Annotated in this window: 25 protein-coding genes and 1 pseudogene; 15 read left to right on the top strand and 11 right to left on the bottom strand. The window is 64.7% G+C overall.

The features are described from left to right. Positions 1-14 precede the first annotated feature (14 nt). From GGD63_RS20165 to GGD63_RS20155, 3 genes are read right to left on the bottom strand one after another with little or no spacing between them, the layout of a single operon-like run. A complete protein-coding gene (locus GGD63_RS20165) occupies positions 15-809 on the bottom strand; it encodes an IclR family transcriptional regulator (protein WP_183244929.1) in 795 nt (264 codons plus the stop codon). An 18-nt stretch (positions 810-827) separates the two neighbouring features. Continuing rightward, positions 828-2,561, bottom strand: a complete 1,734-nt coding sequence (locus GGD63_RS20160) for an FAD-dependent oxidoreductase (RefSeq protein WP_183244928.1) — start codon at positions 2,559-2,561, stop codon at positions 828-830. A gap of 8 nt (positions 2,562-2,569) precedes the next feature. Next, positions 2,570-3,784, bottom strand: a complete 1,215-nt coding sequence (locus tag GGD63_RS20155; RefSeq protein ID WP_183244927.1) for an ABC transporter substrate-binding protein — start codon at positions 3,782-3,784, stop codon at positions 2,570-2,572. Between the two features lie 516 nt (positions 3,785-4,300). Between GGD63_RS20155 and GGD63_RS20150 the strand changes: the two genes are divergently transcribed. Next, complete coding sequence (locus GGD63_RS20150) at positions 4,301-5,599, top strand: MFS transporter (protein WP_183244926.1); 1,299 nt, start codon at positions 4,301-4,303, stop codon at positions 5,597-5,599. Positions 5,600-5,608: 9 nt separating this feature from the next. Here the strand turns inward: GGD63_RS20150 and GGD63_RS20145 are convergent, their stop codons facing one another. Next, positions 5,609-7,129, bottom strand: a complete 1,521-nt coding sequence (locus GGD63_RS20145) for a hypothetical protein (protein ID WP_312013329.1) — start codon at positions 7,127-7,129, stop codon at positions 5,609-5,611. A 195-nt stretch (positions 7,130-7,324) separates the two neighbouring features. Between GGD63_RS20145 and GGD63_RS20140 the strand changes: the two genes are divergently transcribed. The 11 genes from GGD63_RS20140 (at position 7,325) to GGD63_RS20090 (ending at position 18,631) form a co-directional block, all read left to right on the top strand. Next, on the top strand, positions 7,325-8,674 hold the full coding sequence (locus tag GGD63_RS20140) for a PotD/PotF family extracellular solute-binding protein (RefSeq protein ID WP_183244925.1): 1,350 nt from the start codon (positions 7,325-7,327) through the stop codon (positions 8,672-8,674). Between the two features lie 77 nt (positions 8,675-8,751). Beyond that, positions 8,752-9,642, top strand: coding sequence for an ABC transporter permease (locus tag GGD63_RS20135; protein WP_183244924.1), 891 nt, complete (start codon positions 8,752-8,754; stop codon positions 9,640-9,642). Beyond that, complete coding sequence (locus tag GGD63_RS20130) at positions 9,639-10,529, top strand: ABC transporter permease (protein WP_183244923.1); 891 nt, start codon at positions 9,639-9,641, stop codon at positions 10,527-10,529. Before GGD63_RS20135 ends, GGD63_RS20130 begins: the two co-directional genes overlap by 4 nt. A gap of 7 nt (positions 10,530-10,536) precedes the next feature. Then, the gene (locus GGD63_RS20125) at positions 10,537-11,643 is read left to right on the top strand and encodes an ABC transporter ATP-binding protein (RefSeq protein ID WP_183244922.1); all 1,107 of its coding nucleotides are present in this window, start codon (positions 10,537-10,539) and stop codon (positions 11,641-11,643) included. A gap of 27 nt (positions 11,644-11,670) precedes the next feature. After that, on the top strand, positions 11,671-12,156 hold the full coding sequence (locus GGD63_RS20120; protein WP_183244921.1) for a (2Fe-2S)-binding protein: 486 nt from the start codon (positions 11,671-11,673) through the stop codon (positions 12,154-12,156). 2 nt (positions 12,157-12,158) lie between these two features. Beyond that, complete coding sequence (locus GGD63_RS20115) at positions 12,159-14,546, top strand: xanthine dehydrogenase family protein molybdopterin-binding subunit (protein ID WP_183244920.1); 2,388 nt, start codon at positions 12,159-12,161, stop codon at positions 14,544-14,546. An 11-nt stretch (positions 14,547-14,557) separates the two neighbouring features. Then, entirely contained in the window at positions 14,558-15,355 is a 798-nt protein-coding gene (locus GGD63_RS20110; protein WP_183244919.1) for a xanthine dehydrogenase family protein subunit M, read from the top strand. A gap of 16 nt (positions 15,356-15,371) precedes the next feature. Continuing rightward, on the top strand, positions 15,372-16,862 hold the full coding sequence (locus GGD63_RS20105; RefSeq protein ID WP_183244918.1) for an amidase: 1,491 nt from the start codon (positions 15,372-15,374) through the stop codon (positions 16,860-16,862). A 214-nt stretch (positions 16,863-17,076) separates the two neighbouring features. Beyond that, the gene (locus GGD63_RS20100) at positions 17,077-17,538 is read left to right on the top strand and encodes an Hsp20 family protein (RefSeq protein WP_183244917.1); all 462 of its coding nucleotides are present in this window, start codon (positions 17,077-17,079) and stop codon (positions 17,536-17,538) included. 76 nt (positions 17,539-17,614) lie between these two features. Further along, complete coding sequence (locus tag GGD63_RS20095; RefSeq protein ID WP_183244916.1) at positions 17,615-18,106, top strand: Hsp20/alpha crystallin family protein; 492 nt, start codon at positions 17,615-17,617, stop codon at positions 18,104-18,106. A 189-nt stretch (positions 18,107-18,295) separates the two neighbouring features. Continuing rightward, positions 18,296-18,631, top strand: coding sequence for a hypothetical protein (locus tag GGD63_RS20090; RefSeq protein WP_183244915.1), 336 nt, complete (start codon positions 18,296-18,298; stop codon positions 18,629-18,631). Between the two features lie 36 nt (positions 18,632-18,667). Here GGD63_RS20090 and GGD63_RS20085 read toward each other — a convergent pair whose 3' ends face one another. From GGD63_RS20085 to GGD63_RS20070, 4 genes are all read right to left on the bottom strand, one after another. Beyond that, positions 18,668-18,844, bottom strand: coding sequence for a hypothetical protein (locus GGD63_RS20085; RefSeq protein ID WP_183244914.1), 177 nt, complete (start codon positions 18,842-18,844; stop codon positions 18,668-18,670). Next, on the bottom strand, positions 18,841-19,059 hold the full coding sequence (locus tag GGD63_RS20080; RefSeq protein WP_183244913.1) for a hypothetical protein: 219 nt from the start codon (positions 19,057-19,059) through the stop codon (positions 18,841-18,843). Before GGD63_RS20080 ends, GGD63_RS20085 begins: the two co-directional genes overlap by 4 nt. A 216-nt stretch (positions 19,060-19,275) precedes the next feature. Further along, entirely contained in the window at positions 19,276-19,572 is a 297-nt protein-coding gene (locus GGD63_RS20075; protein WP_183244912.1) for a hypothetical protein, read from the bottom strand. Between the two features lie 181 nt (positions 19,573-19,753). Continuing rightward, positions 19,754-20,653 (bottom strand): LysR substrate-binding domain-containing protein, encoded by a 900-nt coding sequence (locus GGD63_RS20070; RefSeq protein ID WP_183244911.1) that lies wholly within the window; start codon positions 20,651-20,653, stop codon positions 19,754-19,756. A gap of 204 nt (positions 20,654-20,857) precedes the next feature. On the opposite strand from GGD63_RS20070, the gene GGD63_RS20065 reads away from it, so the two are divergent. After that, entirely contained in the window at positions 20,858-21,649 is a 792-nt protein-coding gene (locus GGD63_RS20065; RefSeq protein ID WP_183244910.1) for a fumarylacetoacetate hydrolase family protein, read from the top strand. A gap of 565 nt (positions 21,650-22,214) precedes the next feature. Further along, the gene (locus tag GGD63_RS20060) at positions 22,215-22,634 is read left to right on the top strand and encodes a hypothetical protein (RefSeq protein ID WP_183244909.1); all 420 of its coding nucleotides are present in this window, start codon (positions 22,215-22,217) and stop codon (positions 22,632-22,634) included. A gap of 40 nt (positions 22,635-22,674) precedes the next feature. Here GGD63_RS20060 and GGD63_RS20055 read toward each other — a convergent pair. The 3 genes and pseudogenes from GGD63_RS20055 to GGD63_RS20045 form a co-directional block, all read right to left on the bottom strand. After that, positions 22,675-22,876: pseudogene (locus GGD63_RS20055) on the bottom strand (helix-turn-helix domain-containing protein); the annotation flags it as partial. Between the two features lie 21 nt (positions 22,877-22,897). Beyond that, positions 22,898-23,749 (bottom strand): CoA ester lyase, encoded by an 852-nt coding sequence (locus tag GGD63_RS20050; RefSeq protein ID WP_183244908.1) that lies wholly within the window; start codon positions 23,747-23,749, stop codon positions 22,898-22,900. After that, positions 23,749-24,252, bottom strand: coding sequence for a MaoC family dehydratase (locus GGD63_RS20045; RefSeq protein WP_409334080.1), 504 nt, complete (start codon positions 24,250-24,252; stop codon positions 23,749-23,751). The genes GGD63_RS20050 and GGD63_RS20045 overlap by 1 nt, the downstream gene beginning before the upstream one ends. 182 nt (positions 24,253-24,434) lie before the next feature. Between GGD63_RS20045 and GGD63_RS20040 the strand changes: the two genes are divergently transcribed. After that, entirely contained in the window at positions 24,435-25,601 is a 1,167-nt protein-coding gene (locus tag GGD63_RS20040) for an acyl-CoA dehydrogenase family protein (RefSeq protein WP_183244906.1), read from the top strand. Positions 25,602-25,620: the final 19 nt, after the last annotated feature.

The raw sequence follows: 25,620 nt of genomic DNA, 5'->3' as shown, positions 1-25,620 counted from the left end.
GGGCAGTTTGCCCTTCACTCCGCCGCGACCGTCATCCCGTGGCCCAGCCGCTTCGAGATGGCGCCGGCGCAGTCGCGTAGCGCATGCGCGATCGGGCTGTCCCAACGTGCATCGAACGTTCCCTCGGGCCCCATCGCTGTGATGACCAGCGCGACATGACCGGCATGGTCGAACACCGGCGCGGAGAACGCGTTGACGCCGGGCAGGGGATCGCCGAGCGCGCGGGCGAGGCCGTGCTTGCGCACCTCGGCGAGCATGTCGGCGACCTTCGCGCCTTTCACGGCCCGCTTCGGATTGTAGCCGACGCCATGGCGGTCGAGGCCGCTTTCGAGCGCGGCATTGATCGTCTTCTCCGGCAGGAAGGCCGCAAACGCGCGGCCCGTTGCGGTTTCCAGTAGCGCCATCACCGAGCCGGCCCGCATCACGATATGCACGGGCTGGCCCGGTTCTTCGAGCTGCACCACGGTCGGACCATGCGTGCCCCAGACCGCCAGCGAGACCGCGTGTCCGATCTGGCTCGCAAGCGCGGCGATCTTCGGCCCTGCAATGCGCACGCCGGAGAGGCGGCGCAGGCTGATTAGCCCCAGCTCCAGCGCCAAAGCGCCGATCTCGTAGCGGCCGGTGGTCTCGTCCTGCTCGATCAGCCCGATGCGCGAAAAACTGGCGAGATAGGGATGCGCCTTGGCCGGCGTCATGCCGGCCTCGCGCGCGAGATCGCGCAGCATCATCGGCTCGCCGCTGCGGGCAAGCGCCCGGAGCAATTCTCCGCCGACCTCGATCGACTGGATGCCGCGGCTTTCTCTCTTCATGCGTCTCCAGGTGTTGGCTTACGCCGCGTCGCGCCTCGTGGCGCTGTCGGCGAGATGACGGCCGGCAATGTAGCCGAAGGTCAGCGCCGGCCCAAGCGTGATGCCGGCCCCGGGATAATTGCCGCCCATGATGCTCGCCATATCGTTGCCGGCGGCATAGAGACCGGGGATTACCCGGCCCTCGGCGTCGAGCGCCCGCGCGTTCTCGTCGGTGACGATGCCGGCATAAGTGCCGAGATCGCCGATCACCATCTTGATGGCGTAGAACGGGCCGTTCTCGACCGGCGCGACACAGGGGTTGGGGCCGTGCAGCGCGTCACCCTGATAACGGTTGTAGGCCTTCGAGCCCTTGCCGAAAGCGGAGTCCTGGCCTGGCGCCGCGGTCGCGTTGAACTGCTTGACCGTCTCTGTGAAGGCTTTCGCATCGATGCCGGCCTTTGCGGCGAGCGCCTCCAGCGTGTCGCCGCGCATGAGGTAACCGGTATTGAGGTGATGACCCAGCGGCATCGGGAAGGGGGGCACGCAGCCGAGGCCATATTTGCGCAGCGTCCGGTGATCGCAGACGAGATACGCAGCGATCTCCTCGCCGGGCTTTGCGGCCTTGATCATGGCCTGGACGAAGTCGTGATAGGAATTGCCTTCGTTGGCAAAGCGCTTGCCGTCGCGCATCACCGCGATCACGCCGGGCTTGGCGCGGTCGATGAAGTGCGGCATCACGCCCTTCGATCCATCCTTGCGCGTGGTCAGCGACACCGGGACCCAGGCCGCCGCGTTCGGCAGGCGATCCTCGATATGCCCGCCGGCGCTCTCGGCAAGCCGCAGGCCGTCGCCGGTGTTGCCGGTGGGACCCGGCGAGAAATGTTCGTTGCCGGTCGGTGCGTGCGGGAACATCTTCTTGCGCCGTTCGACATCGTGCGGGAAGCCGCCGCAGGCGAGCACGACGCCCTGCCGCGCGCGGACGCGCACATTGCGTCCTTCGCGCGAGACGATGGCGCCGGTCACTGCACCGCTCTCGACCGTCAGCTCGCGCATCGGCGAGGACAGCCACATCGGAATCTTCAAATCCTGTGCGGACTTCGCGAGGCGTCCCGCGAGGGCATTGCCGTTGGTCAAGGTCATGCCGCGGCCGTATCGGAGCACGTCCATCAGGTGCCGCGACAGGCGCTTGGCGACGTAGACCGCCGAAGTCAGCGATTTCGTCACGCGCATGAAATGGATGATCTCCTTGCCGCTTCCGAGCATCATGCCGAACACGGTGAGCTCGGGCAGCGGCATGCCGAGCGTCTTGATCTGGTCGCCAAGCTCGCGGCCGTCGAATGGGCGCGTCACCATGGAGCGGCCGCCCTGCGCGCCGCCGGGGGCTTCGGCGTGGTAGTCCGGGAACACCAGCGGCATGTCGAAGCGCAGCGCGGTCTTGGTGGTGAAGAAATCGACAGCTTCAGGTCCGGCGTTCAGGAAGGCGTCGACGCGCGCGGCGTCGTAATTGTTGCCGGCCTCGTGCCGCAAGTAAGTGCGGGCCTGCTCCGGCGTCTCCTCGATGCCATAGGCTTTCGCCAGCGAGGTTCCGGGTATCCACAGCCAGCCGCCGGAGCGGGCGGTGGTGCCGCCGAAGCGCGGCTCCTTCTCGACGATCAGCACGTCGAGCCCGCGATAGCGTGCGGTGATCGCGGCCGACATGCCGGAGCAACCCGATCCGGCCACGAGCACGTCGCACTCGTAAGTCTCAACTGCGTTGTGCTCGCTGCCGGTCATCGCTCACCTCACTTCTTCAGGAGCGGACATTTGGATTCGGAGACCGGGCGGAAGGCGTCCTCGCCCTTCACGGTCTTGACGATATCCAGATAATCCCACGGTTCCTTCGACTGCTCGGGCGACTTCACCTTGGCGAGATACATGTCGCGAATGACGCGGCCGTCCTCGCGCAACTTGCCGCCATGGACGAAGATATCCTCGATCGGCAGTTCGCGCATCTTGGCCATCACCTTGGCGGGATCGTCGGTGCCTGCGGCCTTGATCGCCTTCAAATAGTGCAGCACCGAGCCGTAGACGCCGGTCTGGATCATGGTCGGCATCACCTTGGTGCGCTCGTAGAATTTTTTCGACCAGGCCCGCGTCGCCTCGTCCATGTTCCAGTAGGAGGCCGTGGTCATGTAGGTGCCCTGCGCGGCCTTCAGGCCGATCGCGTGCACGTCGGTGTCGAACATCAACAGGCCGACCAGCTTCTGGCCGCCCTGGACGAGGCCGAACTCGCCGGACTGCTTGATGGCGTTGTCGGTGTCCTGGCCGGCATTGGCGAAGGCGACCACGTCGGATTTCGAGCTCTGGGCCTGCAGCGCGAAGGAGGAGAAGTCGGCGGTGTTGGTCGGGTGTTTCACGCCGCCGAGCACCTTGCCGCCCATCTCGTTGATGAAACGCGTCGCATCCCTCTCGAGCTGCTGGCCGAAGGCGTAGTCGGCAGTGATGAAGTACCAGGACTTGCCGCCTTCCTTGATCACGGCGGAGGCCGTGACCTTCGACAGCGCATAGGTGTCGTAGGTGAAATGCACGGTGTTCGGGCTGCACAGCTCGTCGGTCAGCGAGCTAGCGCCGGGGCCCGAGAGCAGGGCGATCTTATTGCGCTCGCGCACCATGTTGTGCACGGCGATGGCGATGCCGGAATTGGGGATGTCGACGACGGCGTCGACCTTGCCGTTGTCGAACCAGCCGCGCACGATCTGCACGCCGACATCGGTCTTCATCTGGTGATCGGCGCTGATGATCTCGATCGGCTTGCCGAGCACCGTCGGCCCGAACTCCTCCACCGCCATCCTGGCCGCCTCGACCGAGCCCGGCCCGCTGTTGTCGCGGCCCCAGCTCGACAGATCCGTCAGCACGCCGATCCGCACCGCGTCATCGGAAACTTGCGCGCGCGCAACAATGGTCATGGCAGCCGAAGTCATGGCCGTGAGCATGGCGCAGGCCAAAAACCCTCTCATCGTCGTTCCCTCACATTTGTGGGCCGCTTGGCGCGGCGGGTTGTTCTGGCGGCAAATTAGATATTGGCGAATTAGTTTGTCAATGGCGAATAAGAGGGCTGCGGTGAGTTCCACGGGGCTGGGGCTGAGAGCGGTGAGTTGGAATGTCGGTGCTGTCGTCCTGGCGAAAGCCAGGACCCATAACCACAAGGGGCTGTTGTTTCGGACGCTTTGGCCAGAGCGCGTGTTTGATAACGCTGACCGGAGTAATGGGTCCTGGCTTTCGCCGGGACGACGATGAGGGGGCTGAATGAACAACTGTCTCGCCACCGTCATTGCGAGCGCAGCGAAGCAATCCAGAATCTGTCCGCGGAAGCAGTCTGGATTGCTTCGTCGCAAGGGCTCCTCGCAATGACGGGTGTGGGAGCAGCGCCGCGCAAATCTCGCGTTGTTATTCTGTGAGAGCTTCCACCTCCGCAGGTTGCAACCCTCCCTGCGATTGGCCATGATGCCCTCCGGAATTCTTTGGGGCATGGCATGACGGCAGCAACGGGGGTCGCCGCGGCGACGGAGAGATCGACGACGGCGCATGTGGTGTGGGCGAGCGCGCTCGGCACCGCGATCGAGTGGTACGACTTCCTGATCTACGGCACGGCCGCGGCACTCGTCTTCAACAAGCTGTTCTTTCCGAGCTTCGACCCGTTCGTCGGCACCCTGGTCGCGTTCTCCACCTATGCGGTCGGCTTCGTGGCGCGGCCGATCGGCGGGGCGATCATCGGGCATTACGGCGACCGGCTCGGCCGCAAGACGATGCTGGTTGCGACTATGATCGCGATGGGGCTCGGCACCTTCCTGATCGGCTGCCTGCCGACCTACAGCCAGATCGGCGTCTGGGCGCCGATCCTGTTGATCGCCTTGCGCTTCGTCCAGGGCATCGGGCTCGGCGGCGAGTGGAGCGGCGCGGTCGTGATGGTGATCGAGCACGCCGGCAACCGCCGCGGCTTCTATGGCAGCCTGGTGCAGATCGGTTTCCCCGTCGGCGTTGCCGCCTCCACAGGCATCTTCGGCTTGATGACGAAGCTGCCCGAGGCCGATTTCCTGAGCTGGGGCTGGCGCGTGCCGTTCTGGATCAGCATCCTGCTGGTCGGCGTCGGCTTCATCGTGCGGCTGAGGCTGGCCGAGACGCCGCACTTCAAGGGGGTGGTCGAGCGCAAGGAGGTGCTGGCACAGCCCGTGCTGGAAGTGCTTCGCCGCGACTGGCGCAGCTTTCTGCTGGCGATCGGCATCACGGTGTCCGAGGTGGGGCTCGCATATCTCCTCACCGTCTTCACCGTGGTCTACGCCACGACGAAGCTCGGCCTGCCGCGGCAGGTGATCCTGGATGCGGTGGTCTATGCCGCGATCGTCGAGTTCGCGACGCTGCCGCTCGCCGGCTGGCTGTCCGATATCTTTGGCCGCAAGGCGCTGTATCTCGCTGGCGGCGTGTTCTCGGTGGCGCTGGCGTTTCCGTTGTTCTGGTTCCTCGACACAAAAGAGCCGGCAATGATCACGCTCGCGCTCGTCGTCACGATGACGCTGACCCATGCGCTGCTGTTCGGCCCAAAGGCCGCCTTCATGCCGGAATTGTTCCGCACCCAGGTGCGCTACAGCGGCGCATCGCTCGGCGCCAACGTCGCGGCGGCGCTGAGCGGCGGCTTCTCGCCGCTGATCGCAACCGCGCTGCTGGCGTGGGCGGGATCGTACTGGGCCGTGTCGGTCTACATCATCGCGCTCTCGATCATCACCATCGTCGCGACCTTGCTGGCGCCGGAGACAGCGCGCGAAGATCTGAAATAGCAGCTTGCATCAGCGACAGGCCGCGGCGTCCGGCATCACCAGGAAGGTGATGCTGGCCGGTGGCATCCGGAGCCGGCCTGCTGGTGCTGCACGGGCCGCAAGGCGCGGCAGGTCGTCGTTGGCGGTCAATCTCAGGGGCTCGCCATTCAACCGGACGGTCGCGCTTTGCAGGCGATCAGCTTGCAGCGTGTAGCGCTCGGCAGCGCCTGCCAGTGTCACGAGGTGCGGTGCGTTCCGCGAATTGTTGATGAGGAGCACGGATACGGCACCCTTCGTCGCTGGATGACAATGCGCGTAGATGTGAAGGCCGGGCATCGGGGCAGTGCCGACCTCGAGCACAATCGAGCCCATCAGGCGCCGCCACAGCAAGGCGGCCCAATAGTTCGGCCGTGGACGAAACGATCGCTCGTCGAGCAAGCCGTAGTCGCTGGCCGCGAGCGTGTTGTGCATCACCACCTGCACGCCGGCTTTTGCCAGACGGCCGAGCTGGTCGAGATAGCGGAACGTGTCGAGGAAGGTCGCATCCCCAGGATTGCCGCCGCAGGCGGCGTCCGCCGTTTCCGTCAGCCAGATCGGCCTACCCGGCTCGAACGCGTCGCGCAGCGCACGGTAGGTGGCGAGCGTCGCGTCGGTGCGCGCCAGCCAGTCTTCCGACAGCGCCTGCATCGGGTCGTCATGGACGCCGCAGCGGGGCGAGAGCGTGTTGTAGTGATGATAGGAGAAGCGATCGAGACCCGGTCCCATTGCCGCGAGCAGATCGCGCGTGCGGATGCCGCTGGCTGACGGAGACGGGGAGTCGCCGACGGAGCCGGGGCCGAGGATCAACGTCTCCGGGGACGAACCCCGGATCCATGCGCGGAAGATCCCGAAGTCGCGGCCATAAGCCTCTGCATCATATCCCGGCGGCGCGCCATTGTTCGCCGCAAGCGTCGGCTCGTTCATGAACTCGGCGGCGGCGATGCGGCCGCCGAGTGAGCGCGTGGCATCGATGAGGCGCTGCGCCTGGTCCGGCATCCACACGCCATTTGCGTCGCGGCTGCCGGGGCTGACCGCAAAGGACGTCACGATCTCCGCATCGGCGGCGCGGGCGAAGTCGATGACGCCGCGCCATTGCGCGCGGCTGAGCACGGTGTTGAAGCCGGCAGGCGGAGCGGCCGGCGCGCTTTCGGTATCCGCAACATAGGTCGCGTTCGCCCAGCTGCCGCTAATGCGGACATAGGCCGGCGACAGCGCGGCTGCGAGCTTGCGCAGGCGAGCGTTGGCGAGATCGATCGGAGGCCTGTCGCTGTAGCGATCGCGCTGCATTCCGCCTTGCGCGTAAGGCTTCCAGAAACGTCCGCCCGTCACCTCCACCATCTCGACATTGTAGGATTGGAAGCGCGCGTCGATCGTGCCGATCGCCTTCATGCGCCACGGCGCGATCACGACTTCGCTCGCGCACGCTGCGCCACCTGTCGCCGCGACGAGCAATGCGGCGCCGATCATGGTGACGATGCGGATGCATCGTCCAGTCGCCGGCCTTGTATACACGCCCTGACGCCTTCTTATGCGCGCTGCCAAAAGCAAATGCAGCGGTCTGATCCATTAGCCGCGTTTATATCGCGAATTTTTACTTCCAATTTTACTTCGCAAAATCCCGCCCCTAGCCTCGCGCGCAACTGACCACATCCGCAGCCGGTCAATGGCGATCGGGGCGAGCGTTCATCGTAACCAATGAGGGTTGCCATGTCTGACAGGATTAAGGGGACATCGACTTCCGATCCGGCGGGAACGGAAGCGACGCTTACGAAAAAGCTGAGCCGGCGCATGCTGTTGAAGGGGGCGGCCGCCGTTGCGGGCGCGGCCGCAGGGTCGGACGCGATCCGCGGATTCCCGACCATCTGGGCGCAGGAGATCAAGGACATCGAGCTCCGCCATGTCGGCGTCTCCTATTCGGTGGTGAAGGCGATCGGCGACCAGGCCGCCAAGGATCTCGGCTTCAAGGTGACGATGCAGAACCTCGATACCTCCGCCGCCATCAACCGCTTCATAAGCCAGCCTAATACGGTCGACATCGCCGACCTCGAGGGCTGGCAGGCCAAGCTGGCGGCCAAGCGCGGCGTGATCCAGGGCATCGAGGTCAAGAAGGTCAAGGAGTTCGACAACATCCTGCCGATCTTCACCAAGGGCGAGATCGACGGCCACAAGATCCCGCGCCAGGGCATCTCGCCCTATGAAGCCATGTACATCGCCAAGCCCGACGCGACCGACCTCAACGACGGCGTCACCGAATGGGCGACCTTCCTGCCGCAGGTCTACAACGCCGACTCCATCGGCTACCGCCCCGACCTCGTCGGCCATGAAGTGACCGAGTGGAAGGACCTGATCGATCCCAAGTTCAAGGGCAAGGCCGCGATCCTCGACGTGCCCGCGATCGGCATCATGGACGCCGCGCTCTGCTTCGAGAGCGCCGGGCTGATCAAGTACGGCAACAAGGGCAACATGACCAAGGAGGAGATCGACTTCACCTGCAACAAGCTGATCGAGCTGAAGAAGCAGGGCCAGTTCCGCGCGACCTGGACCACCTTCGACCAGTCGGTGCAGCTGATGGCGGCGGGCGAGGTCATCATCCAGTCGATGTGGTCGCCGGCGGTCGCCGCTGTCCGCGTCAAGGAAATCCCCTGCGTCTACGCGCCCGTCAACGTCAAGAACGGCAAGGAAGGCTATCGCGGCTGGTGCAACGGCATGGGCCTGATGAAGCATCTCTCCGGCAAGAAGCTGGATGCGGCCTACGAATATCTCAACTGGTACCTCTCGGGCTGGCAGGGCGGCTTCGTCGCGCGCTACGGCTACTACAGCCCGGTGCCCTCGACCGCGAAGAAATTCCTTACGCCCGCGGAATGGGCGTTCTGGTACGAAGGCCAGCCCGCGCCCGAGGTAGTCAACGATCCCTACGGCGTTGCGATGGAGAAGGCCGGCACCAAGCGTGACGGCGGCTCGTTCCTCGACCGCGTCAAGAACATCTCGTGCTGGAACACGCTGATGGACGAGGCCGCCTACATGAACAAGCGCTGGAACGACTTCAAGGTGGCGTAAAACCTGGTTTCCCTGACGAAAGGCGCCGGCGCGGCGACGCGCCGGCGGATGAGATTGACGTCGAGGCGTTCGCTCACATGCAGCCAAGTCCAGCTCAAAGTCCAACTTCATCGCGATCCAATCTGGCCGGCTGGCTCTACGTCTCGCCGCTGGTCCTGGTGCTCGTGCCGTTCTTCGTGGCGCCGATGCTGGTGGTGCTGGCCGCGAGCTTCTTCGCTACCGACGGCTTTGGCGGGCTGACGCCGGGCTTCACGCTGGCGAGCTATGTCGAGGTGCTGCATTCGGCGCTGACGCTGAAGCTGTATCTGGCGACGATCAAGTTCACGGTGCTGACCTGGATTTTTACGCTGATCATCGGCTTCTTCGTCGCCTACTTCCTGGTGTTCCACGTCCGCAACCAGCTGCTCGCGATCGGCCTGTTCCTGCTGTGTACGGTGCCGTTCTGGACCTCGAACATCATCCGGATGATTTCCTGGATCCCGCTGCTTGGCAAAGAAGGGCTGATCAACCAGGCGCTGCTTGGAATGGGCGTGATCCGCCAGCCGCTGGAGGTGCTGCTGTTCTCCGACCTCGCGGTGGTGATCGCCTACGTCCACCAGCTCACGATCTTCATGATCGTGCCGATCTTCAATTCCATGGCGCGGATCGACAAGAAGCTGATCGAGGCCGCGATCGACGCCGGTGCCAGCCGTTTCGACATCATGCGCCTGATCGTGGTGCCGATGTCCAAGAGCGGCATCGCGCTCGGCACCATCTTCGTGGTCTCGATCGTGATGGGCGACTTCTTCGTGGTCAAGGTGATGTCCGGTGGCGGTTCGGCCTCTGTGGTCAGCGCCTTCTACGAGGACGTCGGCGTGCTGCAATATCCGACCGCAGCGGCGAGCGCCGTGCTGCTGACCTTGGTGCTGGTCGCGATCGTCTCGCTGATCCTGCGCACCGTCGACATCAGGCAGGAGATCACGCGATGAGCGCGGTTCTCGCCGACATGCCCGACGCGGTTGCGCCAGCGACCACCAAGGCGATCGCGCCGAGCAAGGGTGGTCGCCCCTGGACGTTCTACGTGCTGGCGGCGCTGTTCACGTTCTATGTGCTCGCGCTCTACGGCCCGATGTTCTGCATCTACGTCCTGTCGTTCCAGGACATTCGCGGCGGCCTCGTGTTCCCGATGAAGGGCCAGTCGCTGCACTGGTTCGTCGATCTCTTCACCCAGGTGCGGACCGGTGACGTCAAGGGATCGTTCGATCGCTCGATCAAGCTCGCGGTCATCGTCACCGGCATCACGGTGGTGGTGTCGTTCCTCGCCGGGCTCGGTTTCCGCAAGCGCTTCCGCGGCGATACTGTCGTCTTCTACATGATGATCGGCAGCCTGGTCGCACCCGGCCTCGTGCTCGGCCTCGGCACGGGATTGCTGTTCCAGGCGCTCGGGCTGAATGCCAGCTGGTACACCTCGGCGCTCGGCGCGCAGCTGTCCTGGACGCTGCCGTTCGGTGTGCTGGTGATGTTCGCGGTGATGTCGCGCTTCAACCATGTCTGGGAGGAGGCTGCCTACGATCTCGGCGCCAGCCGCTGGCAGTCGATCCGGCTGGTGATGATCCCGGTGCTGGCGCCGGGCCTCGTCGCGGTCGCTCTGTTCGGCTTCACATTGTCTTATGACGAGTTCGCCCGCAGCCTCCAGACCGCGGGCTCGCTCAACACGCTGCCGCTGGAAATCTGGAGCATGACGCTGAACGTCACCTCGCCCTCGCTCTACGCGCTGGGCACCGTGACGACCATCGTCTCCTTCATCGTCATCGGTGCCAGCCTCGGCACCATCGTGCTGATCCAGAAGAAGCGCGGCAGCAGGTCCAAAGGTTGAGCTGGGAATGAAGAACGATCGTGGCGATATCGAACTGGCAGGCGTCTGCAAGAGCTTTGACGGCGCGACCTACGTCGTCGACGGCGTCAACCTGAAGATCGCGGACGGTGCCTATTGCTGCTTCATCGGTCCCTCCGGCTGCGGCAAGACCACGATCCTGCGCATGATTGCAGGCCATGAGGACCCGACTGCCGGCGAGATCGTCATCGGCGGCCAGAACGTCGTCGGACTCGCGCCGGTGCAGCGCCGCACCGCGATGATGTTCCAGTCCTACGCGCTGTTCCCGCACCTCACCGTGCGCGAGAACATCGCCTTCGCGCTGCGCGTGCGCGGCATGTCCAAGACCGACCGTCTGCGCGCGGCCGACGCCATGATCGAGAAGGTGCGGCTATCGCAATTCGCCGACCGCCTGCCGGCCCAGCTCTCCGGCGGCCAGCAGCAGCGCGTCGCGCTGGCGCGGGCCGCGATTACCGAGCCGCGCGTGCTGCTGCTCGACGAGCCGCTGTCCGCGCTCGACGAGCAACTCCGGGTCCAGATGCGGCAGGAGCTCAGGCGGATGCAGCGGGAGCTCGGCATCACCTTCATCCACGTCACCCACACCCAGCTCGAGGCGATCGCGCTCGCGGACCTCGTCGTGGTGATGGAGCAGGGCAAGATCAAGCAGGCGGGCCCGGCGCGCGACGTCTACGCTCATCCGCACGACCGCTACGTTGCGGAGTTCATGGGTGGGCAGAACGTGCTGTCGGGGCGGGTCGAGAAAGTGAACGGCGCGAGCTTCACGCTGGCGCAGGCCGCGCCTGATGGCATCGAGGTGCCGCTTCAGGCGCGCCCGACCGTCAGCGTCGGGGACAAGGTCGATATCGCCGTGCGCCGCGACGACGTCGCGCTGGTGAGGCCCGGCAAGGATCTGCCGCCGGGCTGCACCACGTCGCTGCCGAGCCGCGTGCTCGCAATCGAATACCAGGGCTATTTCGTCAAGGTCATGCTCGACACCGTGCCGGACGACGAGTTCGTCGCCTATGTGCCGGAAAAGACCTTCTTCGCAGATCCCTTCACCGTCGGCGATGTCGTGATGGCCACATGGGCCACCGGCAGCGCGCTTCCACTCGCCTGAAGACCCGTCGCGCACAGGAGTATCATCGTGCAGATATCCTTCACTCTCAACGGTCGGCCAACCACTGTCGATGTCGAGCCGGCAACGCTCGTCGCCGAGCTCTTGCGCGAGCAGCTTGATCTCACCGGCACGCATATCGGCTGCGACACCAGCCAGTGCGGCGCCTGCGTGGTGCACCTCGATGGTCTTCCGGTGAAGAGCTGCACGTTGCTGGTGCCAGCGCTCGATGGCGCGAGCCTGCTCACCATCGAAGGTCTGCAAGGCGCGCCGGGCTCCAACCGGATGCATCTGATGCAGGAGGCGTTTCGCGAGCACCATGGCCTGCAATGCGGCTTCTGCACGCCGGGCATGCTGATGACGGCCGTGGCGCTCGCGACCGAGAAGCCGGACCTGACGGAGGCCGATGTCCGTCATGGCCTCGAAGGCAACATCTGCCGCTGCACCGGCTACCAGAACATCGTCGTCTCGGTCATGGCTGGAGCTGCCGCCATGAACGCGGCCAAGGGAGAGTGACCATGGGCAATGTGATCGGCATCGGCGCCGCACCGAAGCGGAAAGAGGACCAGCGTTTCCTCACCGGACGCGGCAACTACGTCTCCGACATCAAGCGTCCGGGCATGACGGCTGGTGTGTTCGTGCGCTCGCCGCACGGCCACGCGGTGCTGCGCGGCATCGACAAGAGTGCGGCGCTGGCTTCGCCCGGCGTCATTGCTGTGCTGACCGGCGACGATGTCGCCGACGATGGACTGGGCTCGCTGCCCTGCGGTTGGGGCATCACGGACGCCAAGGGCGTGCCGATGAAGGAGCCGCCGTTCCCGATGCTGGCGCAGGACAAGGTGCGCTTCGTCGGTGACATGGTGGCTTTCGTCATCGCAGAAACTCCGGAGCGGGCCAATGCGGGTGCCGAGCTCTTGAAGATCGACTATGAGGTGCTGCCCTCCGTGGTTGGCGTGCTGGAAGCGGTGCGGCCTGATGCGCCGCAGCTGTTCGACGACGTGCCGAACAACATCTGCTGCGACTGGGAGCTCGGCGACAAGGCCGCGGTCGAATCCGCCTTCAAGAAAGCGGCGCATGTCGCAAAGCTGAGCCTCGTCAACAACCGCTTGATCGGCAACCCCATGGAGCCGCGTGCGGCGATCGCCGAATACGAGCCGGGCACCGATCGCTTCACGCTGTGGACCACCAGCCAGTTTCCCCATGTCGTGCGCTTCCTGATGGGTGCGCTGGTGCTCAACATTCCCCAGCACAAGCTGCGCGTGGTCGCGCCCGATGTCGGCGGCGGGTTTGGCGTCAAGCAGTTCCATTACGGCGAGGAGGCCGTGATCACCTGGGCCGCCAAGCGCGTGCGGCGGCCGGTGAAATGGGTCGCGAGCCGCTCGGAGGGCTATGTTTCCGACCGCCACGGCCGCGATCACGTTACCGAGGCCGAGCTCGCACTCGACGAGACCGGAAAATTCCTCGCCTTCCGCGTCAACACGCTCGCCAATATGGGCGGTTATCTCTCGACCTTCGGGCCGAACATCCCCACCAATCTTTATGGACCGCTGCTCGGCGGCGTCTACACCACGCCCGCGATCTACTGCAATGTGAAGGTGGTCTTCACCAACACCGTTCCGGTCGATGCCTATCGCGGCGCGGGCCGGCCCGAGGCGACCTTCGTGCTGGAGCGCATCGTCGATGTTGCAGCGAGCGAGATGGGAATCGACCGCGTCGAACTCCGCCGCCGCAACATGATCCCGAAGGAGGCCTATCCGTATCAGACGCCGGTGCTGGTGCAGTACGATTCCGGCGATCCCATGGGCTGTCTCGACGGGGCGCTGGTCGCGGCGGACGTCAAGAACTTTGGCGTGCGCAAGGCGGCCTCGGCCAGCAAAGGCAAATTCCGAGGGCTCGGTTACTCCACCTATGTCGAGGCTTGCGGTCTTGCGCCGTCGCGCTTCGCCGGGCGGTTAGGGGCGCGCGGCGGCCTTTATGAAAGCGCGACGGTGCGGGTGCATCCGACCGGTCAGGTGACGGTCATGATCGGCACCCACAATCACGGCCAGGGCCACGAGACCACCTTCGCGCAGATCGTCTCGGATAAGCTCGGCGTCGCCTTCGAGAACGTCGATATCGTGTTCGGCGACACCGATCGCGTGCAGTTCGGCATGGGCACCTATGGCTCGCGCTCGCTGGTCGTCGGCGGCGCCGCGCTGTCGAAGGCGACCGATAAGGTGATCGTCAAAGGCAAGAAGATCGCCGCGCATCTGCTCGAAGCTTCGGAAGCCGACATCCAGTTCGAAGCCGGCAAGTTTTCCGTCGCCGGCACGGACCGCATCAAGACCTTCGAGGAGATCGCGGGCGCCGCTTACGTGCCGCACAATTATCCGCTCGAGGTGCTGGAGCCGGGGCTGGAGGAGCAGGCCTATTACGACCCCGTCAACTTCACCTATCCCGGCGGCTGCCACATCGCCGAGGTCGAGGTCGATCCGGAGACCGGCACGGTGACGCTGGTCAATTACACCGCCGTCGACGACGTCGGCACGGTCATCAACCCAATGATCGTGGAGGGCCAATTGCACGGCGGCATCGTGCAGGGCGTCGGCCAGGCGCTGTTCGAGAACGCGGTCTATGACGAAGGTTCCGGCCAACTACTGTCGGGTTCGCTGATGGATTACTGCATGCCGCGCGCCGACCATCTGCCGATGATGAAGGTCGCGACCCATTCGACGCTGTGCACGCACACGCCGATGGGCGTGAAGGGCTGCGGCGAGGTCGGCACCATCGGCTCGCCTGCCGCCGTCATCAACGCGGTCGTCGACGCGCTCTCGCATCTCGGCGTCACCCATGTCGACATGCCGGCGACCCCGAACCGGATCTGGCGACTGCTGCAGAACGCGTCGCTGCCGGTCGCTGCGGAATAGGGAGGATAACAATGAAGCCATTTTCCTATCACCAGCCGGACCAGATTCCGGATGCGGCCAAGCTCCTGACCTCGATCGAGGACAGCAAGCTGGTTGCCGGCGGCATGACGCTGATCCCGACGCTGAAGCAACGGCTGGCCAGTCCGCCCGCGCTGGTCGATCTGTCGAAGCTCGGCTCGCTGAAGGGTATCACCGACGACGGCGCTACCATCACCATTGGGGCGATGACGCCACATGCTGTGGTGGCGGCCTCGAAGCTGGTACAGACAAAGATTCCCGGGCTCGCCGAGCTGGCATCGATGATCGGCGATCCCGCCGTGCGCAGCCGCGGCACCATCGGCGGCTCGGTTGCCAACAACGATCCGGCGGCGGACTATCCGGCCGGCGTGCTCGGCCTCGGTGCGACTATTCTCACCAGCACGCGTGAGATCGCTGCCGACAAGTTCTTCCTTGGGCTGTTCGAGACGGCGCTTGAACCAGGCGAGATCATCACCGCGATCCGCTTTCCGGTGCCGCTGAGGGCGGGTTACGCAAAGTTCAAGGCGCCGGCCTCGCGCTACGCGCTGGTCGGTGTGTTCGTCGCGAAATTCGCCGATGGCGTCCGCGTCGCCGTCACCGGCGCGGGGCCGGGCGTGTTCCGCGTACCACCGATGGAGGCGGCGCTGTCCGGCAATTTCGATCCTTCCGCGATCGCGGCGATCAAGATCGACAACGACGGCCTCACCTCCGACATCCACGCCGAAGCCGATTACCGTGCACACCTCGTCACGGTGATGGCCAAGCGCGCCGTCGACGTGGCGCTCAGCTAGTTCTTTAGGGTTGATGATGACTGATGGTTCCGGCCGAACGGCCTTCCCGCCGGCGCCGACTGGTCTTGGCGCGCTCTCTGCAACCGAGATCATGGCCGGCTACCGGCGCAAGGCGTTCACCCCGCGCGATGTCGTCGACGACACCATCGCAGCGCTCGAGGCAACGAACGAGGCCTGCAATGCGGTGGTGACGCCGATGTACGAGCAGGCGAGGGCGGAGGCCGACCGGCTCACCAGGGAGATGCGTGCGGGTGAGGCCAAGGGTCCGCTTGCCGGCGTGCCTGTCACGATCAAGGATCTCGTCTTTGTCGCGGGCGTGCCCGCTTATGCCGGCTCGCCCATGAACAAGGCGTTCGTGCCCGATGTCGATGCCGCCGTGGTGTCGGCGCTGAAGGCGTCCGGTGCGATCATCACGTGCAAGACCACCACCTGCGAGTCCGGCTACAAGCTGACGGCAGACAGTCCGGTCACCGGCACGACGCGCAATCCCTGGAATCCCGGCCGCACCAGCGGCGGCTCGAGCGGCGGCGCGGCAGCTGGCGTTGCCGCCGGTTGCGGGCCGATCGCGATCGGCACCGATGGCGTCGGCTCGATCCGCGTGCCGTCGTCCTTCTGCGGCGTGTTCGGGCTGAAGCCGACCTTTGGCCTCGTGCCGCGCTCGCCCGGCTTCTCGCCGCCGTCCTGGGCATCGCTCGCCCATACCGGGCCGATCACGCGCACGGTGGCGGACGCCGCGCTCACGCTGGAGATCATCGCGGGTTACGATCTGCGCGATGCCGCAAGTCTGCCCGTGCCGCCGCGCCGCTTCAACACCAACGCCGCGCCGTTGAACGGAATCCGTATCGGCGCCAGCGCCGATCTCGGCTATGCCGCGGTCAGCCCTGAGGTGACGGCCGCGTTTGGCAAGGCGCTCGCCATTCTCGACTCCTGCGGCGCGCAGGTCACCATGGATGGTCCCTCGCTCGATCCCGGCATCCTGGAGCATACGCTGAAGCCGATCGCCTTCACCGAGCAGGCGGCGGCCGTCGCGGGCAAGTCGGCGGCCGATCTCGCAAGCTCCGAAGCCGACTACCGCGACGTCGTCAGCGCCGGCCGTCACTACAGCGGCACGGACTATGTCGAAGCAGGTTATCGCCGCGGCCAGGCGCGCAATGCGTTCCTGAAACTGTTCGAGCGCGTCGATGCGCTGGTGACCCCGACCGTCGCGGTGACCGCGTTCGAGGCTGGGCAGATCGGTGTCGGCTCGATCGACGGCCGCGAGGTGGACCCGCATCTCGGCTGGTCTCCCTTCACCTGGCCGATCAACCTCGCCGGCCTTCCGGCGGCAACGCTGCCCTGCGGCTTCGACCGCGATGGCATGCCGATCGGCCTGCAGATCGTCGCGCCCTGGCTCGACGAGCCCACGATCTTCCGCATCGCCGCGGCGTTCGAGCAAGCGCAGCCCTGGGCCAAGTTCTGGCCATCAATGGCATTGAACGAGCAAGGGCGAGTGCGGGCAAAAGCGTAAGTGAACCGGAACCGGACGGCGTCCCCGCGGCCGAAGATTTTTCGGGCCGCCCCCTTGAAATCGATGTCGGTTTTTCTAAGTCGTTTTTCACCGCGAGAGCGGTGTGCCGGACGCCAGATCGGGTCCGGCGCGGGCGCCGGACTGGTCGTCGGACCTGTCTGATACCCTGTCCTGCGCTCCTTCGTATCCATCTTGCTCTTTGGAGGACTTGGTTATGAGGACCAGTTTCGACTTTGCGCCCCTGTGGCGCTCCACCATCGGCTTCGATCATCTGGCTGACCTCGTCGACAGCACGTTGCGCCAGGCGACCGAGGACAATTATCCCCCCTACAACATCGAGCGTTCCGGCGAGGACCATTATCGGATCAGCCTTGCCGTGGCTGGCTTCGGCGCCAGCGACATCACCGTGACGGCCGAGCAGAACGCGCTCACCATCGAGGGCCGGAAGCCCGAGACTGCTGCGCAGGAATATCTGTACCAGGGCATCGCCGCGCGTCCGTTCCGGCGCGTGTTCAATCTCGCCGACTATGTCCAGGTGAAGCAGGCGTCGTTCCAGGACGGCCTCCTGATCATCGACCTGGTCCGTGAGGTCCCGGAAGCCATGAAGCCGCGCCGGATCGCGATCACGAACGGCGCTCCTGCGGCATCGCAGATCGAGCAAAAGAAAGCAGCCTGAGCGCTCGATCGATCCAACGGCGGAACGCGGCGCGCGGATGCGCGGGCCGCGCTCCCGATGCATGAAGGAGACAATCATGGGTTTTCGTGATCTCGTTCCCTGGTCGAGAAACCAGGATCTCGCGCCGGCGCGCGAGAATGTCGATCCGTTCCTGACGCTTCACCGCGAGATGAACCGGCTGTTCGACGACGTCTTCCGCGGCTTCGGCGGGACCAGCCTGTCGCCGCTGATGGAGGGCCGTTTCGGCTGGCCGAAGGTCGAGCTCAGCGAGACCGACAAGACGCTGACCGTTTCGGCCGAGCTTCCCGGCCTGACGGAGAAGGACGTCCAGGTCGAGGTCGCCAATGGCGTCCTGACCGTCCGCGGTGAGAAGAAGGCGGAGCGCGACGGCGAAGGCAGGTACTTCACCGAGCGCTATTACGGCGCCTTCGAGCGGCACATCCCGCTGGAGGGCGTCGAGGAAGACAAGGCCGAGGCGTCGTTCATCAACGGCGTGCTGACCGTGTCGCTGCCGAAATCCGAGAAGGCGCGCGAAGGCGTCAAGCGCATCACGATCAACACACATTAAAGCGCGACGAGATTGGGATGAATCGTCATCGCGCTTTAGGTTGTTGTTTGAGCATGATCTTTTCGGAAAACCGCTTCGCACTTTTCCGGATCATGCTCTAGCGTCGAGTGCGGCGGCGGCGATTGCCGCCGCCGTCCCATCGTCAACAAACCCGTCCCTTGGAAAGGAGCATGAGGGGAGGTACCACCGATGACCAATGTGAATACCAATGCCGGCACTCTCGATCCGCTGTTTCATCCCGCCGCCCACTACGACTCGCCTGCGGACGTCCTGAATGCGACAGAACTCTCTCCACCGGAGAAGCGGATCATCCTGTCGTCCTGGGCATCCGACATGTACGCGGTCGAGTCCTATCCAGCCTTGCGCGAAATCCCCGGCATGAGCCACACGGTTCGGCTCGCCGATATCCTGGCCGCCCTGCGCAAGCTCGACGGCGACAATGACAATGACGACCCGCCGCGCGGTGGCTGCGTCCCGATGCGGCTGCGGCGGCCCTGGGCCGCCGCTGAGGGGCAAGGCGCATGACCCAAGACTGATCGTCAAGCCGCCAGGAAATATGGCTCAAGCCGCGCGGTAATCCAATTCGCCCTGCAAGTCGCTGATCAGTCGCCGCTCGCGCTCGATGCGCTGGCGGTAGAGCTCGCGCTCGTGCTCGGTCTTGGCGCTTGCAAGGAGCTGTTCGTAGTGACCGATCACCCTCTCGCTGCCTCGAATGAGCAGCTCCCGGTAGCCGTTCATTGCGCCGCCGTCCTCATCTCGGCCGACGTCTTCGCGCCGCCGAAGGAAACCGGGAGGGTCGCCGCCGTCAGGCTTTCAAGCGCGCTGCGTTCTTCTGCGAGACGTCTTTCGATGAACTGACGCTCAAGCTCCGACAGCCTGGTCTTCAGAAGACGCCGGTAGCGGTGGATGTTGTTACGGTGTGCACGAATGCGGGCCAGATTCTCATCGAGCATCGTCGTCTCTCCAGACGGTCGCGTTGGGTCCTTTGGTTTTTGAAGGTGAGAAACAGCTTTCTCGGCGCAAAAATATGCAGCCGGAATTCCGTGTCAAGAGGATTGCGGCGCGTCGTCGAACGCCTGCTGTCGCAGGAGTTACGACAGCTCGATCGGTGCGCCGCGGGTGAAATCGCGGTGCGTGCGCAGGTAGCTCACGAGGAGCCACGCGAGCATCTATGCGGCAGACTCTATATTTACCAAAACTTCTCCGGCGATGATTTCTGGATCGCCAAGATCAAGGTCATGCAAGCTTGCTTGAACGAACTCCAGCACCTTGGCGTTCGCCGCATTGGCGCTTTCGCGGTCCTCAAATATCATCACGGCGACACCAACGCCTTCACCCCCATCCAACACATAGTAGGACTTGAAGCCGCGCGACTCCTTCAGGATCTGACCGACGCCGCTTTTGGCGCGGCGGGCAGCATCCGCGACCGAACGAACCTTGGTGTACTTTCGAATGAGTATGAACATCAGGCCACCCCTTGCGTCGGTTCCTGTCCGACCCATCAAAGCATACCGGACCGCTGCTGGACTAGGGCGTACTTATGAAACGGATCAAAAACGGAGCTCGACCGCGAAATGTCCGACCTGCCGCGTGATGGGTGGACGCAGTTGGGTTTCGGGGTATTTTTGACTACCTCTGCGATACACTTCACGAAAGCTCAATCGGCGCGCCGCGACCGCTGAGCTCCTCGTCGAGACGCAGATAATGCGCGAGATAATCGTGCAAGGCGGTTGCGGCCTTCGAGGTCGCGCCGCTTGACTTGTAGAGCAAAAGCTCGATCTTCGGCAGCGGCGGCAGGCCTTCGTTCGGGCTGATCTCGCGCATCGCCGGCACCAGCGCGCTACGGCCGAGCACGGTGACGGCCATGCCGGCGAAGGCCGCCGCCTGAAGGCCGCCGACGCTTTCGCTGACGCAGGCGATGCGCCAGCGCAGGTTTGCGCGCTCCAGCGTGTCGATGGCGTAGTCGCGATAGATGTTGCCGGGCGGCAAGAGCGCCAGCGGGATCGGGCGTTCCTGGTGCGCGGCGGATTGCTCGCCGGTCATCCAGACCAGTTGCTCGCGCCGCACCACCTGGCCGCCGGTGAAATCGTTCATGCGGGTGACGAGCGCGATGTCGACGTCGCCGCGCTTGACGAGGCCGACAAGCGGCGTCGACAGCGCGCAATTGAGCTCGACCTGCACGCGCGGAAAGGATTTTCGGAACACGCTGAGGATCTGCGGCAGCATGAAGGCCGCATAGAGGTCGGGCGTGCCGAGCACGACCTGGCCCTCGATCTCCTGTGACGCCAGCTGCGAGATCAGCTCGTCATGCAGCCTCAGGATGGATTTTGCGTAGGTCAGGACCGTGGTGCCGTCGTCGGTCAGCGTCAGCCTGCGGCCGCCATGCTCGAACAATTGCTTGCCGGTCAGCTCCTCCAGCCGCTGCAATTGCAGGGTGATTGCCGGCTGGGTGCGGCCGAGCCGTCGCGCGGTCTCGGTGATGCTGCCGGTCTCGACCACCGAGATCAGCGACCGGAGCATGCGGATGTCGAGGCTGATGAGGTTCATGCGGCGTCCATGTCGCCCAGAATTTATGCAAGTTCCATGCTAGCAGATCGCGCGGGCCACCTTGGGGCAGGGCCGCCGAGGCGCCCGTCTTATCAATAAGAAGATGCCACGTTCGTCCAGCGTTGCTGGCATATTGAATATCGACTATCAGCCGGATCGGCGCGCATGAACGCCGCCCAACGAAATCCAAAGGGAGGACAAAAGATGAAAAAAACCACGCGCCGGGACCTGCTCGCGACTGCCGCCGCCGTGACCGCAGCTTCCATCGCCGAAGCAACACCGGCGGCCGCGCAGGCCGCACCCAAGCCGATCTTCCCGGTGCCGATGGTCGCGATCCCGATTGTCGGCGAGACCCAGGTGTTCCAGGTCCGTCGCATCTACTGCATCGGGCGCAACTACGCCGCGCACGCGATCGAGCGCGGCTCGGATCCGAACCGCGAGCCGCCGTTCTTCTTCCAGAAGCCGACCGACGCGATCCAGAACGTCGCGATCGGCGAGGTCGCCGACCATCCCTATCCCTCGCTGACCAAGAACTATCATCACGAGGTCGAGCTGGTGGCCGCACTGAAATCCGGCGGCACCAACATCCCGGTCGATAAGGCGCTCGACCACGTCTATGGCTACGCGCTCGGCCTCGACATGACCCGGCGCGATCTCCAGAACGGCATGGCCGCGGAGAAGAAGCCCTGGGAGATCGGCAAGAGTTTTGACCATGCCGCCGTGATCGGTCCGATCCACCCGGCCAGCAAGACCGGCCACTTCGAGAAGGGCGCCATTTCGCTCGCGATCAACGGCACGGTGAAGCAGAACTCGGATCTCAGCAAGATGATCTGGAGCGTCGCCGAGCAGATCGCAAAGCTCTCGGAAGCGTTCGAGCTCAAGGCCGGTGACATCATCTATTCCGGCACGCCGGAGAATGTCGGCCCCGTGGCGAAGGGTGACGTGCTGCTGTGCAAGCTCGAAGGCTTGCCGGACATGTCGATCAAGATCGTCTGACCTTCGCCTCCCCCCGCAAGCGGCAGGGCTATCGCATATGACTCGTTGCGGCGGCCTGCGCGCACGCCTCGTCCTTCGAGACGGCGCTTACGCGCCTCCTCAGGATGAGGCTAATCAGCGTCAGCGCCCGTTGAAACTGCTGCCGCGCACTCCGTCCTCATCCTGAGGGCCCGCCATCGGCGGGCGTCTCGAAGGATCGGCTCCGGGCGAGCTATCCGCCACGCTTCTTCATATGCGATAGCCCTGCCGCCTGCGGGGAGAGGCCGGAATTTGCGAATGCAAATTCCGGGTGAGGGGGACTCTCCGCGCGTACCACTGTCACCGTCCCCGCGGAGAGTCCCCCTCACCCCAACCCTCTCAGCGCGAGCGAAGCTCGTCGCGGCCCTGCAAGCGGGGCGAGGGAGCGCACCGCCGGCGTCGCGCCGTAGTTGCGTAGATCGACCCCTGCTGGGCTTTGCCCTCGAATTGCCGGAGTTCCGTCGGCGATTGCCCCGTGTTGGGCAACGGATAAACGTCCTGTGGCCATATTTGGATAAGAGTGATCTCCCCTGAGGGAGGCGCTCCGATGAACAAAGCTTTGATCACTGCCATCGTTCTGCTGGCCGGCATGCCTGCGGCCGCTGCCGCACAGGAGCGTGCTGGTGCTGCGGCAATCGGAGCGGTGTCAGGCGCCGTCGTGCTGGGGCCGATCGGTGCCGTCGCCGGCGCGGTGGTCGGTTATACCGCCGGACCTGCAATCGCCCGGTCATGGGGCGTGGGAGATTCGCGCTCGGCACGACATCGGCAGCCGCCGCGTCGCGAAGCTTATCGCGCAGCCGGCGCGCCGCCGCGCACGCGCCAGGCGATGGAGGCCAACGGTCAGATGAGAGCGGCCAGCAATCCGCCGGTGCAAGCCGCGCCCGCGGTGCAGCCGGTTCAAGCAGCGCCTGCAGCTCCTGCCGCGCCTGCGGAGACCACGCCGCCGCCTGTTCAGGGATTCGATTAAGGCCTCGGCTTTAGGCCGCAGAGGTCTTCGGCCGCAGCCCCTCCGAGATCATCCGCGCCATCGCCAGCCACCGCGGCGTCGGATAGAAGCCGGCGCGCGGCCGCGGCTCGTAGAGATAGCCCTTCTCCGACAGCGTCGCCAGCAGGTTGAAGGTCGACGAGCGCGGCCAGCCGAAATGATCGGCGATCTCGGCAAGCGTCGCCGATGATCTCCAGGACATTTGCCGCTTGGCGAACGATCATGGCGAGGCTTGCCGTCCTGCTTTAGGACTGGCCGAGAATCTTCTTCGCGGCGCGAAGATGCGGCTTGTCGATCATCTGGCCGTCGAGCCGCAGCGTGCCGGAATTCGGATTGCTCGCGAACGCGGCGATGACCTTTTCCGCCCAGGCGCGCTCGGCGTCCGTCGGCGCGAACGCCGCATTGACGACGTCGACGTGCTTGGGGTGAATCAGTGCCTTCGCCGAAAAACCGTCGCGCCGCGCCGCGCGCGTCTCCTGCTCGAGTCCCGCGAGGTTGTCGATGTCGGTATAGACGGTGTCGATCGGCGCGACCTCCGCTGCAGCCGCTGCCATCAGGCAGAGATCGCGCGCAAGACGATAGGGACTGTGGAACACGCCGCCGCTCGCTTTCTCGGTGGCGCCGAGCGAAGCGGAGAGATCCTCCGCGCCCCACATCAGGCCGGCGAGGCGAGGGGAGCAGCCCTTATAGCTGCCGAGCCCGAAGATCGAGCTCGCAGTTTCGGTGGCGACACAGACGATGCGGGTCGCGCCGATCGCGATGCCTGCCGCAGCCTCCAAGGCTTCAAGCCACGTCGCAACCTGCCGTACGTCGTCGCCGCCTTGCGATTTCGGCAGCACGATGCCGTCGGGCCTGCCCGGCATGACCGCGGCGAGATCGGCGAGCGTCATGCCGGTGTCGAGCGCGTTGACGCGGACGTAGAGCTGGTGCGGACCGGGACGGCTCTTCAGCATCGCGAGCGTCAGCCCGCGTGCCTCCAGCTTCTTCTCGGTGACGACGGAGTCCTCGAGATCGATGATCAGCGCGTCGGCCTTGCCTTCGCTCGCCTTCTCGAATTTGCGCGGGGAATCCCCCGGTACGAACAGCATCGAACGCATCAGACCGGCCTCTTGTGCATCATCGCCATGCGGCGGCATTTTCCGACGATCTCGTCGTTCTGGTTCAGGGCGTGGTGCTCGAACTCGACGATGCCCGCCCTCGGGCGCGATTTGGATTCTCTCAACGAAAGCACCTTCGTCGTCGCCCGCAAGGTGTCGCCATGGAAGACCGGTTTCGGAAAGGTCACGTCGGTCATGCCGAGATTGGCGACGGCTGTGCCCATGGTCGTATCATAGACCGTCATGCCGATCATGATGCCGAGGGTGTAAAGGCTGTTGAAAATGCGCTGGCCGAACTCGGTCTTCTCCGAGAAATGCGCGTCGATGTGCAGCGGCTGCGGATTGAGCGTCAGCAGGCTGAACATGGTGTTGTCCATCTCCGTAACGGTCCGGGTCAGTGGATGCCTGAACTCCTGGCCCACGGAAAAGTCTTCGAAATAAAGTCCGGCCATCGCGGTTTCCTCCCTGCGAAATAACGGCGCGCGCATAGTTTCGCGCCGCATGACCCTATGCATGGTAGACACACTTCGCGGGCAAATTCACGTATCTGCATGTGGTTTTTCGAGCTAAAGAACGCAGGCAAAGGCACGTCCGGGCGCAACAGGCGGCCACGGCCTTTGCGTGGGGAACGCGGAAAGAGACGGGAGATGGCGCGGTCGCGGCTCCCGAGGAGGAGATCAAGACCATGGATTTCGCGCTCACCGATCAGCAGGAAGCCATTCGCGACGCCATTGCCAAGATCTGCGAAGGCTTTCCCGACGCCTATTGGCTGAAGAAGGACCATGACGGCGGCTTCCCGCATGACTTCCACAAGGCGCTCGCCGACGCCGGCTGGCTCGGCATCTGCGTGCCGGAGGCCTATGGCGGCTCGGGGCTCGGCATCACGGAAGCCGCGATCATGATGCGCACCATCGCCGAATCCGGCGCCGGCATGTCCGGCGCCTCCGCGGTGCACATCAACGTGTTCGGGCTCAATCCCGTCGTGGTGTTCGGCACCGAAGAGCAGCGCAAGCGCATGCTGCCGCCGATGGTCGAGGGCCGCGAGAAGGCGTGCTTCGCCGTCACCGAACCCAACACCGGCCTCAACACCACCCAGCTCAAGACCCGCGCCGTCGCCAAGAACGACCGCTACATCGTCAATGGCCAGAAGGTGTGGATCTCGACGGCGCAGGTCGCGCACAAGATCCTGCTGCTGGCGCGCACCACGCCGCTGGAGGAGGTACGCTCGCCGACGCACGGGCTCAGCCTGTTCTACACCGATTTCGACCGCAACAGGATCAAGGTCCACGAGATCGAAAAGATGGGCCGCAAGATCGTCGATTCCAACGAGCTGTTCTTCGAGGACTTTGAAATTCCGATGGAGGATCGGATCGGCGAGGAAGGCAAAGGCTTCCAGTACATTCTTGAAGGCATGAATCCGGAGCGAATTCTCATCGCGGCCGAGGCGGTCGGTTTGGGAAAACTCGCGCTGTCGCGCGCGACCGAATACGCCAAGACGCGCGTCGTGTTCAATCGGCCGATCGGCAAGAACCAGGGCATCCAGCATCCGCTCGCGGTGAATTGGGTCGAGCTCGAGGCGGCCTGGCTGATGGTGATGTCGGCGGCCTGGCAATACGACAAGGGCATGCCCTGCGGCGCCGCCGCCAATGCGGCGAAGTATCTGGCGGGCGAGGCGGGCTTCTCGGCCTGCGAGCAGGCGGTGATGACCCATGGCGGCTTCGGCTACGCCAAGGAATTCCACGTCGAGCGTTATTTGCGCGAGGTGCTGATCCCGCGCATCGCGCCGGTCAGCCCGCAGCTTGCGCTCAGCTTCATCGCGGAAAAGGTGCTGGGGCTGGCGAAGTCGTACTGAACGAGTCTTGTGGCCCAAG

It is taken from the genome of Bradyrhizobium sp. cir1 (assembly GCF_014198245.1).
In the GTDB taxonomy this organism is placed as follows: domain Bacteria; phylum Pseudomonadota; class Alphaproteobacteria; order Rhizobiales; family Xanthobacteraceae; genus Bradyrhizobium.
Note: the sequence above shows the minus strand (reverse complement) of the source record. Positions and strands in the feature narration are given on the sequence as shown.